This is a genomic window from Ensifer adhaerens (assembly GCF_001270265.1).
GTDB classification, from domain to species: domain Bacteria; phylum Pseudomonadota; class Alphaproteobacteria; order Rhizobiales; family Rhizobiaceae; genus Ensifer; species Ensifer adhaerens_B.
The window spans coordinates 112,626-126,592 of the sequence record NZ_LGAP01000005.1; the positions used below are offsets into that span (position 1 = coordinate 112,626).

General features: G+C 63.3%; 9 protein-coding genes. 3 read left to right on the top strand and 6 right to left on the bottom strand.

The annotated features are described in order from the left end of the window. Positions 1 to 2: 2 nt before the first annotated feature. The 5 genes from AC244_RS11890 to AC244_RS11910 all read right to left on the bottom strand — a co-directional run bounded on the left by AC244_RS11890 (position 3) and on the right by AC244_RS11910 (position 5,478). Positions 3 to 1,016, bottom strand: a complete 1,014-nt coding sequence (locus AC244_RS11890) for an ABC transporter ATP-binding protein (protein WP_053249035.1) — start codon at positions 1,014 to 1,016, stop codon at positions 3 to 5. Continuing rightward, a complete protein-coding gene (locus AC244_RS11895; protein ID WP_053249036.1) occupies positions 1,013 to 2,026 on the bottom strand; it encodes an ABC transporter ATP-binding protein in 1,014 nt (337 codons plus the stop codon). Before AC244_RS11895 ends, AC244_RS11890 begins: the two co-directional genes overlap by 4 nt. A gap of 1 nt (position 2,027) precedes the next feature. Beyond that, on the bottom strand, positions 2,028 to 2,897 hold the full coding sequence (locus AC244_RS11900; protein ID WP_053249037.1) for an ABC transporter permease: 870 nt from the start codon (positions 2,895 to 2,897) through the stop codon (positions 2,028 to 2,030). Then, positions 2,894 to 3,835 (bottom strand): ABC transporter permease, encoded by a 942-nt coding sequence (locus AC244_RS11905; protein ID WP_053249038.1) that lies wholly within the window; start codon positions 3,833 to 3,835, stop codon positions 2,894 to 2,896. Before AC244_RS11905 ends, AC244_RS11900 begins: the two co-directional genes overlap by 4 nt. Positions 3,836 to 3,900: 65 nt before the next feature. Then, positions 3,901 to 5,478, bottom strand: a complete 1,578-nt coding sequence (locus AC244_RS11910) for an ABC transporter substrate-binding protein (protein ID WP_053249039.1) — start codon at positions 5,476 to 5,478, stop codon at positions 3,901 to 3,903. 233 nt (positions 5,479 to 5,711) lie between these two features. Between AC244_RS11910 and AC244_RS11915 the strand changes: the two genes are divergently transcribed. Continuing rightward, positions 5,712 to 6,332, top strand: coding sequence for a helix-turn-helix domain-containing protein (locus AC244_RS11915; protein ID WP_082366827.1), 621 nt, complete (start codon positions 5,712 to 5,714; stop codon positions 6,330 to 6,332). 12 nt (positions 6,333 to 6,344) lie between these two features. On the opposite strand, the gene AC244_RS11920 is transcribed toward AC244_RS11915, so the two are convergent. Then, positions 6,345 to 7,376 (bottom strand): trans-3-hydroxy-L-proline dehydratase, encoded by a 1,032-nt coding sequence (locus tag AC244_RS11920; RefSeq protein ID WP_053249040.1) that lies wholly within the window; start codon positions 7,374 to 7,376, stop codon positions 6,345 to 6,347. Positions 7,377 to 7,595: 219 nt separating this feature from the next. Between AC244_RS11920 and AC244_RS11925 the strand changes: the two genes are divergently transcribed. Then, the gene (locus AC244_RS11925; RefSeq protein ID WP_234716917.1) at positions 7,596 to 8,324 is read left to right on the top strand and encodes a GntR family transcriptional regulator; all 729 of its coding nucleotides are present in this window, start codon (positions 7,596 to 7,598) and stop codon (positions 8,322 to 8,324) included. A gap of 156 nt (positions 8,325 to 8,480) precedes the next feature. Beyond that, entirely contained in the window at positions 8,481 to 13,931 is a 5,451-nt protein-coding gene (locus AC244_RS11930) for an alpha-2-macroglobulin family protein (RefSeq protein WP_053249137.1), read from the top strand. The last annotated feature ends 36 nt before the right edge of the window (positions 13,932 to 13,967 follow it).

The window sequence follows — 13,967 nt, forward strand, 5'->3', positions numbered from 1 at the left end:
CTTCACACGCCGCCGATCGCTTCTGCGAAGTGACAGGCGGTCAAGCCGTTGCCGACTGGCCGGAGTGCCGGCTTTTCCCGACGGCAAAGCTCGGTGGCGTGCGGGCAGCGGACGTGGAAGGGGCAGCCCGGCGGAATGTCGAGCGGGCTCGGCAACTCGCCGGATAGCGCCGGCGCTCGGCGCCGCTCAGTCGGATCGAGCGAAGGGGCTGCCGCCAGCAGGGCTTGCGAATATGGATGCATTGGCTTTGAAAAGAGCGCCTCCGACGGACTGATCTCAACGATGGCGCCGAGATAGATCACCGCCACACGATGGGAGACATGGCGCACCAGTCTGAGGTCATGGGCAACAAACAGCACCGTCAGCCCGAGATTGTCCTGCAGCTCGAGCAGCAGATTGACGACCTGCGCCTGAACGGAAACGTCGAGCGCGGAAACCAGCTCATCGGCGACAAGGCAGGTCGGCTCCAGCGAAAGCGCCCGCGCGATGCCAATGCGCTGACGCTGTCCCCCGGAAAATTCGTGCGGATATTTGTCGGCCGCGCCGTCAGGCAGCCGCACCAGTTCAAGCAGTTCGTCGACGCGGCGGTCGATGCCGGCGCCATCGCGCATGCGATGGACCGTGATCGCCTCCCGCAGGGTGTCGCGCACGGTCATGCGCGGATTGAGCGACGTATAGGGATCCTGGAACATCATCTGGACGCGCTTGTTGTAGCCGCGTCGCCTGGCGCCCTTGAGGTCGATGACACTTTCGCCTTCGAAGCGGATATCGCCTGATGTCGGCCGGTGCAGGCCGGCGATGCAACGCGCGAGCGTCGACTTGCCGCAACCGGATTCGCCGACGATGCCGAGTGTTTCGGCCGGCATTACGTCGAGGTCGACGCCGTTCAACGCCGACACGACCTGCCGCGGCCGTCCGGCAAGCGTGTCCGACAGCGAGCGACGCTTTTCAAACCGCATGAAAAGATCGCGAATGGAAAGCAGCGGCGTGGCCGCCTGATGCGTTGTTTGGCTCATTGCGCCGCCTCCCGCGCGCTGAAATGGGCGAGTGCTTCCTCGCGGTGATGGCAGGCGACCTGGCGCTGTCGTCCGGCAGCTTCCAGGCTCGGGCGAACATCGAGGCATTCCGGGCCGGCCACGGGACAGCGGGCCGTAAACGCACAACCAGCCGGTAAGGCGTTCAATGCCGGCGGTGCACCGGGGATGGAATAAAGCGGCGTGCGCGGTGCTACGTCACGTGGGATGGAGCGCAAAAGCCCGAGCGAATAGGGATGCCGAGCGTCGCCGATGACATCAGCCGTTGGTCCCGTTTCGCACAGTCGCCCGCCATACATCACCGCCACCCGATCGCAGGTCTCTGCCACGACGCCCATATCATGGGTGACGAGGATCACGGCCATGCCGAGATCGCGGCTGAGCGCCTGAATGAGGCGCAGGATCTGGTCCTGAATGGTGACATCGAGCGCCGTCGTCGGCTCGTCGGCCAAGAGCAGCTGCGGGTTGGAAGCAAGGGCAATGGCGATCATCACCCGTTGCCGCATGCCGCCGGAAAACTCGTGCGGATAGTCGCCGAGCCTGTTGCGCGCCGCGGGAATGCCGACCATGTCGAGCAGTTCAATCGCGCGAGCCTTCCGCGCCTTCGCATCCAGCTCGGTATGAGCGGCGAGGTTTTCCGAGATCTGCAAGCCGACGGTCAGAAGCGGGTTGAGCGACGACATCGGCTCCTGAAAGATCATCGCGATCTCGCGTCCGCGCACCCGTCGCAGCGCCGCCTCGTCAAGCGGCACCAGATCCCTTCCCTTCCAGAGAATTTCACCGCTGACGCGGCCGCGCGGCCGCGCAATGCCGAGGATCGAACGCAGGGTGATGCTCTTGCCCGAGCCGGATTCGCCGACAAGCCCCAGGATTTCCCCGGTCCTCACCTGAAACGACACATCGTCGACAGCGACCAAAGGGCGCTCGGCCAAACCGAATTCGGTTCGCAGGTGCCGGACGTCCAGAACCATTTCTTTTTCAGCGTGGCTCATGTCAGCGCCCTTTCGGTCGAAGCAGATCGGCCAGTGCATCGCCGACAAGGCTGAAGCCGAGGCCGGTGAGCACGATCGCGATGCCCGGCATCAGGCTCATCCACCAGGCCGTCAGCAGGAAATTGCGGCCCTCGGCGATCAAGACGCCCCATTCGGCTGCGGGTGGTTGTGCGCCCAGGCCGAGATAACCGAGCGACGAGCCGAGCAGGATGGCGAGCGCCATATCGGTCATCCAGTAGACGATGATCGGCGATGTCGCGTTGGGAAGCAGATGCCGGAAGATGATGCGCCGGTCGGAATAGCCGAGCACGCGGCCGGCCGCGGCATAGTCGTTGGCCTTCTGCGCCATGATCTCCGCCCGCGTCAGACGGGCATAATAGACCCAGTTCACCGCCGTGATCGCCACATACATGTTGACGAGGCCAGGCCCGAGCACCGCAACGATGGCGATGACCAGCACGAGGAAGGGAAAGGTGATGATCGCATCGACGCAGCGGCCGAAGATGGTGTCGGCGATGCCGCCGTAATAGCCGACGAAGGCGCCGACGGTCACCCCGATCAGAAGCGCAAAGATCGTGGCGAAGAAGGCCATCTGCATATCGACACGATAGGCCCAGATGACTCGCGAGAGCACATCGCGGCCGAAATTGTCGGTGCCGAAGGGATGGGCAAGGCTCGGCCCTTGCTGGATCGCACTCAGGTCGAAGGCGAGCGGATCGTAGGGTGCCAGCACCTGCGGAAAAAGAGCCAGCGCGATCGACAGGGTGAGAATCGCAAAGCCGATGACGAAGGACGGTCGCGAGAAGGCCCGGCCAAGAAAGGGACGCAAGCGACCCGCTTTGCGGATGGGAGATTGCACGACAATGCTCATGACTGGCGAAGCCTCGGATCGAGCCAGGATTGCACGATGTCCGTCAGCAGGAAGACGACGGAAACGAGCACAGCGAAGGTGAGCGTGAGCCCCTGGATCAGCGGATAGTCACGCGCGAAGATCGCCTCCAACATCAGCCGACCGACGCCCGGAACGGCAAAGACGGTCTCGGTGACCAGCGTTCCGCTCATCAGGTTGCCGATGGAAAGGCCGAGCAGCGTCACGGTCGAGACCAGCGCGTTGCGCAGCACATGCCGCGTCATGACGATGCGCCGCGACAACCCCTTGGCGCGGGCGAACTGCACGTAGTCGGCATCGAGCACTTCGATCAGGGAGGCCCTCAGGTTGCGCAGGATGATGGCCGAGGTGTAGAGCGCGACGCTGAGCGCCGGCAGGATCAGGTGATGAAGGTTGTCGAGAAAGCCCGTCCCGTAGCCGCCGACGGGAAACCAGCGCAGCTGGGCTCCAAGAACCGTCAGCAGCACCAGACCGATGTAAAAGACCGGCATGGACAGCCCGACCTGGAAGACGCTGCGAATTGCCACATCAACGGGACTGTTGACCCGCGAGGCGGCAAGAAACGCGAGCGGCCCTGCGAGACAGATTGCCAGCAGAACCGAGTAGAGTGCCAGGAAGATCGTGGTCGGCAGGCGCGCGAGGATGATCTCGGTGACCGGCGCCTTCAGCATGATCGAACGCCCGAGATCGCCGGTCAGTGTGTTCTTGACGAACACGAGAAACTGGATCGGCAGCGGCTGATCGAGGCCGAGATTGTGGCGGATCTGCTCGAGTTGCGCGTCCGTCGCCTTGGCTTCGGCCATGGCGATGGCAGGGTCCCCGGGCAGCAGCCGGACAAGCAGGAAGATGAAGATCATGACCAGAAGAAAGGTCGGGATGATCTGCAGCAACCGCGCCAGAAGATAGGATAACGAGGGCATGGATTGAACCTTGTGAGCGGTGTCGGGCAGCGCTCGCCGCCCGACATGCGGAAATCACGCTGTCGTCACTTGGCCCGCCAGGCCTCGGAGAAATCGTTCGCACCGAGTGGCGTCTGTACATATCCCTCGATCGACTTCGAAACGGCAACGGCAAAGGGGGTTTCGAACAGGAAGAGCAGCGGCGCGCCCTCTGCATAGATTTCCTGCATCTGCTTGTATTCGTCCTTGCGCTTGGCCGGATCGACCTGGACATTGGACGCCTCGAACAGCGTGTTGAATTCTGCGTTGTTCCAGCCGGTACCCACTGCCTGCCGCTGCTTGTAGTAGCCGAGCCAGCCGGTGACCTGCGCCGGGTCGTTGACGTCGTTTGCCCAGCCATAGGTGTGGATGTCGAAGTCTCCGGACCGGTTCTTCTCGCCGCGTGTCGGATTGTCGACCTGTTCGACCTTGAGGTTGACGCCGAGCGGCGACCACATCTGCTGCAGGGCGGTGAACAAGGTCGCGTCGTCCGCGCTGCCGGCAAGCGTGGTGAACGTCACCTCGAAGCCCCCGCCGAGGCCGGCTTCGTCGAGCAGTTGCTTGGCCTTTTCAGAATTGTAGGGATAGAGCGGCTCGGGTCCGTAATGGAGCTGGGTGGCGGCCGACATCAGCGACGTCATCGGCTTGCCAGTATCGAAGGTGACGAGCTTGATCAGGACGTTCTTGTCGGTGGCGTAGTTCAGCGCCTGCCGTACCTTGACGTCGGCAAGCGGGTTCTTGGAGCCGTCCTTGCGGGTCTCACGCGTATTGATCGGTGCATAGACGATGCGGGTCGAGGGAAAGAGCTCCATCTTCAGCGCGGGATCGGCGCCGAGTTCGCCAACCCGGGCGAAAGGAATGAATTCCGCGGCATCGACCTCACCGGCCTGGAGCTTGAGAATGCGAGTAGCGTCGTCAGGGATGATGACGAAATCAACCTGGTCTAGATAGGGCAGCGGTTGCCCGTCCGTGCCGGGCCGCCAATAGTTCGGGTTGCGTGCGAAGGTCATGCTCGAGCCCTGCACGCGGCTCTTCATGGTGAATGGGCCGGAGGTTACCGGGCCGGCCTCGAAGAAGGCGCGCGCCTTTTCCTGGTCGTTTGCGCCGGCCGCCTTCTCGAAGGCCGCTTGCGGCATGATGCCGGTGTTGAAGGTCGCGAGAATCGAGACGATGGTCGGGTCCGGGTTCTTGAGCGTCAGCGTCACCTGGTTGCCTTCGGCGGAAACCTTGTCGACGGCGCCAAGCAGGCCGGCCCAGGGGCCAAGCTCTGGGTTGCGGGCCCGATCGAGCGAGAACACCACGTCGGCACCCGTCAGGGCCGACCCGTCGGAGAATTTCAGGCCGTCACGCAATTTGAGCTTGATCGAAAGCCCGTCGGCAGCGACGTCGTAGCCCTCGGCCAGCCCCGGCACGATCGACCCGTCCGGGCCGTTGCGCAGCAGCGTTTCGTAAAGGCCGGTGACCATCCAGAGATCCGGATTGCGATCTGCATAGACCGGGTCGATGACCGTGGAATCGTCGTAGCGCGCAAAGGTCATCGCGCCGCCACGCTCGATGGCCAGTGCAGACGTGGCCGCAGCCAGCCCGAGTGCCGCGCCTAGTAAGATCGGCAACAAACGTTTCATCTCTCACTCCTCCTGTTTGATCGACCGGCAAACGCCGGCGCGACACCTCGGCGCATTAATTGGATATTGGATCCACTTTTTCCGGACGTTTTTCTTGCGTCCGGATTGCGGCGAAGGCATTCTTGTTGTTCCCCTTTTTAAAGCGGTAAAGCAGCGGAGCTGATCCGCTTGCATAACCGACTTTAGCTGGACTAAAGTACAACAACAGACGCGAGTCAAGCAGAAAGAAAACCATGCCTCTCGATACGGATGAGGCGCCTGTGGCCGACGCCGGCGCCCCCCTTTCCGACATGCCTGCGGCCGCAACCATCGGCCAGATGCTGCGGGCACGCCGCAAGGAAATCGGCAAGACGATGAAGCAGGTCGCGCACGAAGCGGGTCTGACCGAGGGCTTTATCAGCCAGATCGAAAGAGGCATTTCGACCCCGTCGCTGATCTCGCTCTACAATGTCGCCAATGCGCTCGGCACCAGCGTCGACACCTTCCTGTCGCAGCCGCCTCAGCATGCCCATTCCATGGTGTCTCACGCCGGCGAGCGCCGCGGCTATAACGTCGAGACCAAGGAGCGCGTCTATGAACTGCTCGAGCGCGGCTTTCCCGGCGCCCAGCTCAACGGCTGCATCACCCACATGCCGGTCGGTTACGCCTCCGAACTGACCAGCCATGAAGGCGAGGATTTTCTCTATCTGATCGAAGGCGAGATGCTCTACGAGATCGACGGAAAGGAATATGTGCTGAAGGCAGGAGACACCCTGCACTTCCCCTCGTCCCTGCCGCACCGCGCCCGCAACATCGGCGCAGGGCCGGCCCGCGAACTCTGGGTCGGCACCACGCGCATCATTGCCGAGGAATAGGCCGCCGAGGGCCTACTGTTTGCGAGGCCAGGTATCGGCGAGCCGGTAGCCGGCCGGCCACGGATCAGCCGGATCGAGCATCACCTGGTGCGTGCCGGTGACCCAGGCGCGACCGGAGATTTCCGGAACGATGGCCGGGCGCCCACCAACGGTCGTTTCGCCGACGATGCGGCAATCGAACGTCGAATCGATGATGGAGTGACCGACAAAACGCTGCCCGACCTTCATTTGTCCGCGGGCGTGCAGCACCGCCATGCGTGCCGAGCAGCCCGTGCCGGTCGGCGAGCGGTCGAGCTTAGCTGGCTGGATCACCACCGTGTTGCGACCGTGCAGGACGCCGTCGCGCTCTTCCACCGGCAGCGTCAGCTGGCAAAACGAGATATGAGCCCATTCCGAGTTTTCGGGATGTGAAAATCCGAGCTGCTCGTTGGCGGCACGCGTGATCTTGATACCGGTCTCGGCCAGTTCGCGGGCTTCGTCCGGCGTCACTGAAAAGCCGAGCGTGCGAGCATCGGTGATCACGAAGCTGTCGCCGCCATAGGCCGTGTCGACGGTGAGCGTGCCGAGCCCTTCCACCTCAAGCTTGGCATCGAGCTTGCCGGCAAAGGAGGGCACGTTGGTCACCGTGATGCGCTCGGCCTTGCCGTTGCGGCAGGTGGCGACGACATCGACCAGTCCGCCGGGCGCCTCCAGCACCATCCTCGTCTCGGGCTCCTGCATCGGCACGATGCCGCTGTCGAGCAGCACGGTCGAGACGCAGATCGAGTTGGAACCCGACATCGGCGGCGTGTCCTCCGGCTCCATGATAATGAAGCCCATGGTCGCGCGCGGATCCTTCGGCGGCACCAGCAGGTTGATGTGACGGAAGACCCCGCCGCGCGGCTCGTTGAGCACGAAATTGCGCAAGGTCTGATCCTCGGCGATGAAGCGCCGTTGCTCCCAGAGCGTCTTGCCCGGCGGCGGCGCGACGCCGCCGACGATAACATCGCCGACTTCCCCCTCCGCATGGCAGGAAACAATATGAATGACCTTGCTGCTGCGCATCTCTCGCCTCCACACGAAGCATGCGAACCGCATCCACATGCCATGCCTTGATATCTGCACGTCGACACTCAGGAGAACGGCTCTCATTCGGCGGCCAAAGGGCCGCTGACAGTCGACTTGCCAACAGTCATAGAAAGATTGGATCCAATATACAATCTGAAATATACGAAACTTTGAGGAAAGCCGCACGCTCTGTTGCCCGGCCAAAGGAATGGACCTATGACCAGAACCACGGCAGTTTTCCGCACTGCCAGAGACACAAGCCGCTGGGGTCTGGACGCAATGAAACTCGATGCCGTTGATATCAGGCAAGCCGCTTCTGCAGCCGATATCGTCTATGAGGCATTGCGCAAGGCGATCATCGAGGGCGCGCTCGCCGAAGGCGAAAACCTGCGGCAGGACCAGATCGCCCAGATGTTCAACACCAGCCGCATCCCCGTGCGCGAGGCGCTCTCGCGCCTTGAACAGCATGGGTTGATCACGACACAACGCTACAAGGGCGCCGTCGTTGCCGGCCTCTCCATCGAGGAAATCGAAGAGATCTTCGAATTTCGCGCGCTGCTGGAGGCAGAAGTCATCCGGCTTGCCGTGCCCAACATGGACAGAAGGACGCTCGAGCTTGCCCGCAGACACTGCGACGAGTTTGGAAAAGAATCCGATTCGGCCAAGTGGGGCGAGACCAACCGGAACTTCCACTACAGCCTCTATGAGGCCGCGCGGCGGCCCTACTACCTGCAGATCGTGCGCGCCTCGCTCGACCGTATCGATCGCTATCTCCGCGCTCAACTGACGCTGACGGACGGCATGAAGCGCGCGGCGCGCGAGCATGAGGCGATCCTCGAGGCCTGCACCAAGGGCGACGCCGAACTGGCCTCGTCGCTCACCCGAGACCATATCCTCGACGCCGGCCGCTCGCTCGTCGCTTTCCTTAGGGAACAGAGAGGTTAAGCGCCCTGTCGGCGTGATGTCGTCGTACCAGGACACGCTGTTCGTTCTCGCGTAAATTGTCGTCCAACTCTTGGACGTCTGCGGTTGACAAGGCGTCAGGAACCTTGAAAAAGTGAAGCCCTATCGAGACCGGCTGCGTTGGGAGGACTTATGTCTGTGCGCGCGTTTTTCGGCCTTTCCACTCTCCTTGTTTCTGTTCTGGCCGCCGGATACCCGGCTTTTTCGGCCGAGACCGGCCGCCAGGTCGAGATCACCCAGGACGGTGACTATTTCGGTTTCGATCTTCGAACCGAGCAGAATGTCTCCCTGGATCAGTGCGAGACCGCCTGCATTGCGGACCAATCCTGCCGTGCGTTCACCTACAATCCCAAGGTGAAATGGTGCTTTCTGAAGTCGGACTACAACCAGTTGAACGACTTCCCCGGCGCCATCGCCGGCAAGATCGTCCAGACACAGGCCGCGCAGCCGGACCTCGGCGCTCCTCCGCGCCTTTCCTTCATTTCCGACCAGATCCTTCAGGACGCGCGCGACGCCAAGGCGAACCTTTCGCTTGCCGACGACCAGCAGGGCTTCGGCGTCAACAGCCTGATCGAAACGGCGCGCGCCCAAGCGGCCGCTGGCATCATCGACGGTGCCTTGAAGGCATTCCAGGGCGCGCTTGCGATCACCCCCGAAGACAGTGAGCTGTGGCTCGAAACGGCGCGCACGGCAAACCGGGTCACCGGCAATACCGATGTCGCCACGCAGGCCGCCCTTGCGGCGATCAACGGCTACCAGCTGACCCGCACTGCCGAAAGCCGCGCCCATGCGCTGGCCGTTCTCGCCAAGGCACTGGAAAATGCCGAGAACTTCCGTGGCGCGCTGAATGCCTACAAGGCCAGTCTCGAACTCGTGCAATCGAAAACGGTCGAGACCGCCTACCTCGACCTGAAAGAGCGCAAGCGCTTCCGCGTGATCGAAAACACTGTGGACGCCGACAGCGCCTCGCCGCGCGCCTGCGTGCAATTCTCCGAGCAACTGCTGAAGAGCGGCGCCGACTATGCCTCCTTCGTCACGCTCGACGGCGCTGCACCGAAGGCAGTCGAAGCCAAGGGCGACCAGATCTGCGTCGAGGGATTGTCGCACGGACAGCGCTACAAGCTGACGCTGCGCACCGGCCTGCCCTCGTCGGTCGACGAAGTGCTGGAAGCGCCCGTCAGCCTTGAAATCTATGTCAAGGACCGCGGGCAGATGGTGCGCTTTACCGGCGATAGCTTCGTGCTGCCGTCGACGGCGCGGCGCGGCATCCCGCTAGTTTCCGTCAACACCGACAGCGCCAAGCTCAAGCTCTATCGCATCGGCGATCGCAGCCTGGCCCAGGTGCTGCAGAATTCGCAGTTCCTGACGCAGATCGACGGCTACAGTGCCCAACGCATCGAGGATGAAAGCGGCGAGCTCGTCTGGCAGGGCTCGATCGGCATCGAGAGTATCCTCAACAAAGAGGTCATCACCAGCTTCCCCGTCGATGAAGCGTTGCCGCAGCGCAAGCCCGGCGTCTACGTGCTGACCGCGGCATCGGAAACCGGCGTCAGCCAGGATTGGGACGCCCGCGCCACCCAATGGTTCGTCGTCTCCGACATCGGTGTATCCACCTATGCGGGGACCGACGGCCTGAATGTCTTCGCCCGCTCGCTCGCCACTGCCAAGCCGATCGAAGGCGTGGAGCTGCAGCTTGTCGCCAAGAACAACGAGATCCTCGGCACGGCGACGACGGATGGCGATGGCCGCGCCACCTTCACCGCAGGCCTCATCCGCGGCACCGCCGCCCTGACCCCGGCCGTGATCACCGCCAAGAACGGCGAGGACGATTTCGTCTTCCTCGACATGACCAGGGCCGGATTCGACCTATCGGATCGGGGCGTCACCGGCCGTGCCGCCCCCGGCGCGATCGACATCCTCGCCTGGACGGAGCGCGGCATCTATCGCGTTGGAGAAACCGTGCATGCGGCTGCCCTCGCTCGCGACGTCAATGGCGAGGCGATCGAGAACCTGCCGCTCACCTTCGTGTTCCTGCGCCCTGATGGCGTCGAATACCGTCGGATGATCAGCGATGGCGGCAAGCTCGGCGGCCACACGCTCGATCTCGATGTTCAGGAAAGCGCCATGCGCGGCACCTGGACGATGCAGATCTTCACCGACCCCAAGGCCTCGCCGATCGGCGAGAAGCAGTTCCTGGTCGACGATTTCGTGCCGGATCGCACGGAATTCGATCTGACGAGCGAAGCAAAGGAGATCGCCGTCGGCGAACCGGTGCAGGTCGCCGTCGACGGACGCTATCTCTATGGTGCACCAGCCGCCGGGCTTACGCTTGAGGGCGAAGTGGTTCTCAAGCCGACGCGCGAAAGTGCTGCTTTCAAGGGATATTTCTTCGGCCTTGCCGACGAGGAGGCGAGCGAGGACACGCGCCTGCCGCTGGAAGAGCTGGTGCCGCTCGATGACGACGGCAAGTCGACCTTCGACGTTGCGCTCAGCGAAGTGCCGTCGACGACGCAGCTCATCAACGCCAATGTCACCGTGCGCATGCGCGAAGCCGGCGGCCGCGCCGTCGAGCGCTCCTTGACGCTGCCGGTGAAGCCGGAAGACCCGATGATCGGCATCAAGCCGGAATTCTCCGGCGATCTTCAGGAAAACTCGGTCGGCAAGTTCCGCGTGATCGCTATCGACCCCGACGGCGGCAAGGCCGCCATGCCGGGCGCGCTCTGGAAGCTCATCAGCGTCGAGCGCAACTATCATTGGTACCGCGACGGAACCGCCTGGAAATACGAACCGGTGGTCACCACCAAGCAGGTGGCGAACGGCACGCTCGACGTGACCGCCGAGGGCGGCGAGATCGCCGTGCCGGTCGGCTGGGGTCGTTACCGTCTCGAAGTTGAGACGGCTGCTCTCGACGGACCGACGTCGAGCGTCGAGTTCGATGCCGGCTGGTATGTCGCCTCGACGTCGACCGAAACGCCCGACGGCCTCGAAATCGCGCTCGACAAGGAAAACTATGCCGTCGGCGAGACCGCCAAGCTCAAGGTTTCGCCGCGTTTCGCCGGCGAGTTGCTCGTGACCGTCGGGACCGAAGACCTGGTCACGACGCAGACCGCAACGATCGCCGCCGAAGGTGGCGAGGTCGATCTGCCCGTCACCGCCGATTGGGGAGCCGGCGCCTATGTGACTGCGACCCTCTATCGCCCCGGCGACGCGCAGGAAAGCCGCATGCCGATGCGGGCTATCGGCATCAAATGGTTGGCCGTCGATCCGGCCGATCGCAAGCTTGCCGTCACCCTCGAAGCGCCCGAAAAGACCGAGCCGCGCAAGCCGCTCGACATCAGCCTGCAGGTGGCAGGCGCCGGCGCCAACGAGGAAGCCTATGTCACGATCGCCGCGGTCGACGTCGGCATCTTGAACCTGACCCGTTACGAAGCTCCGGATCCGGCGGCCTGGTATTTCGGCCAGCGCCAGCTCGGCCTCGAAATGCGCGATCTCTACGGCCGTTTGATCGACGGCTCGCTTGGCGCGACCGGTAAATTGCGCACCGGCGGCGACGGTGGCCAGGTCGCACTGCAGGGAAGCCCGCCCACCGAGAAGCTCGTGGCGTTCTTCGAAGGCCCAGTGAAGCTCGACTCCGACGGCAAGGCGACAGTCAATTTCGATATCCCGCAATTCAACGGCACGGCGCGCATCATGAGCGTCGCATGGACAAAATCCGGCGTTGGGCATGCCGTCCGTGACGTCGTGATCCGCGATCCGATCGTCGTGACCGCAAGCCTGCCCCGCTTCCTCGCGCCGGGAGATCGCGCCGAACTGCGGCTCGATATCGCCAACACTGACGCCCCGGCCGGTGACTACCAGGTAGAGCTGACCACCAACGGACCGGTGACGGTGGAACAGGCAGGTCCTAGCGAAACGGTGCGCCTCGAACAGGGCGGCAAATCGGTTCTGACGCTGCCGCTCGTCGGCCAGCACACGGGCGACGGCCTCGTCACCGTCCAGCTCACCGGCGCCTCCGGGCTTTCGCTCGAACAGGCGCTCAACATCCCAGTGCGCCCGGCTACTCTGCCGGTCACGCAGCGGCAGGTGGTTAACCTTGCAGCAGGAAGTAGCCTGACGATCGATGGTCAGTTGCTGGCCGATAGCGTGCTCCAGGGCGCGTCGGTTTCGCTGAGCGTCACCCGGTCGGCCGCCTTCGACATTCCCGCCATCCTGATGGCGCTCGACCGCTACCCTTATGGCTGCGCCGAGCAGACGACGAGCCGGGCGTTGCCGCTTCTCTATATGAGTGAACTGGCGAAGCAGTCGGGCCTCCCCGAGGACGGCGAGGTGACGAAGCGGGTGCAAGAGGCGATCTACCGCGTGCTCTCCTACCAATCGTCTTCCGGCAGTTTTGGCCTTTGGGGTCCGGGTTACGGCGACCTCTGGCTTGACGCCTATGTCACCGACTTCCTGACACGCGCACGCGAACAGAAGTACGACGTGCCTGAGGCAGCGATGGTGCAGGCGCTGGAAAACCTCCAGAACGGCCTCGGCTACGACACCAACGTTAGGGATCGCGGCAACGAGATCGCCTATTCGCTCTATGTGCTCGCGCGCAATCGCAAGGCTGCGGTCAACGACATCCGCTACTACGCCAACACGCTAATCAACGATTTCCCCACGCCACTGGCCAAGGCGCATATCGCGGCGGCATTGGCGCTCTATGGCGATGCCCAGCGGTCGCAGGAAATCTTTGCGTCCTCCGCCAACATGTCGACCGGCCTCGTCAATGTCAGCCTGTCGCGCTCCGACTACGGTTCTTCGCTGCGCGATGATGCAGCCGTCCTGGCTCTGGCCGCGGAAAGCCGTCCGGTTCCACCGATCATCCCGGAACTGTCGAAGGTCGTCGCCCGGCAATGGGAGCAGAAGAAGTACACCAGCACCCAGGAACAGGCCTGGATGCTGCTTGCAGCCCGTGCCGTTCAGGGTGGCGACGAGGACATGCTGCTTGACGTCAACGGCGCCTCGAAGACCGGCAGCTACGCCGCGAGGATGCCCGGCGACGCTCTTCTCTCGCATCCGGTGGTGATCAAGAACGAGGGAGCGGATGCCGTCTCTGCCGTGGTGACCACGGTTGCGGCCCCGGCCCAGCCGCTGTCAGCCGGCGGTGACGGCTTTGCTATCGAGCGGACCTATTACACCCTTGATGGTGCCGAGGCCAATGTCAGCCAGGCCAGGCAGAACGAGCGCTATGTCGTGGTGCTGAAAGTGACCGAAACCAACGACTGGCCGTCCCGCGTGCTGGTTTCCGATTTGCTGCCGGCAGGCTTCCAGATCGACAACCCGAGCCTCGTCGACAGCGCCCAGCTGACGAACTTCGAATGGCTCGGCGAGATCACCGCCACGCACACGGAATTCCGCAACGACCGCTTCGTCGCCGCCTTCGACCGCACTGCCGGCGACAGCCGCGAGCTGACGCTTGCCTATGTTGTGCGCGCCGTGAACCCGGGCGTCTACGATCATCCCGCAGCAAGCGTCGAAGACATGTACCGGCCGCAGTTCTCGGCACGCACCGCGACCGGGCGCATGGAGGTCTTGGCGGCGCAATAGGCCTGATGATGTCGATAGCGCGAAAACTGCTGATCG

Coding starts and splice junctions, on each gene's coding strand:
- AC244_RS11910 (WP_053249039.1), bottom strand. CDS start 5,478: ATGAAACGTTTGTTGCCGATCTTACTAGGCGCGGCACTCGGGCTGGCT.
- AC244_RS11925 (WP_234716917.1), top strand. CDS start 7,596: ATGACCAGAACCACGGCAGTTTTCCGCACTGCCAGAGACACAAGCCGC.
- AC244_RS11920 (WP_053249040.1), bottom strand. CDS start 7,376: ATGCGCAGCAGCAAGGTCATTCATATTGTTTCCTGCCATGCGGAGGGG.
- AC244_RS11890 (WP_053249035.1), bottom strand. CDS start 1,016: ATGAGCCAAACAACGCATCAGGCGGCCACGCCGCTGCTTTCCATTCGC.
- AC244_RS11900 (WP_053249037.1), bottom strand. CDS start 2,897: ATGAGCATTGTCGTGCAATCTCCCATCCGCAAAGCGGGTCGCTTGCGT.
- AC244_RS11905 (WP_053249038.1), bottom strand. CDS start 3,835: ATGCCCTCGTTATCCTATCTTCTGGCGCGGTTGCTGCAGATCATCCCG.
- AC244_RS11895 (WP_053249036.1), bottom strand. CDS start 2,026: ATGAGCCACGCTGAAAAAGAAATGGTTCTGGACGTCCGGCACCTGCGA.
- AC244_RS11915 (WP_082366827.1), top strand. CDS start 5,712: ATGCCTCTCGATACGGATGAGGCGCCTGTGGCCGACGCCGGCGCCCCC.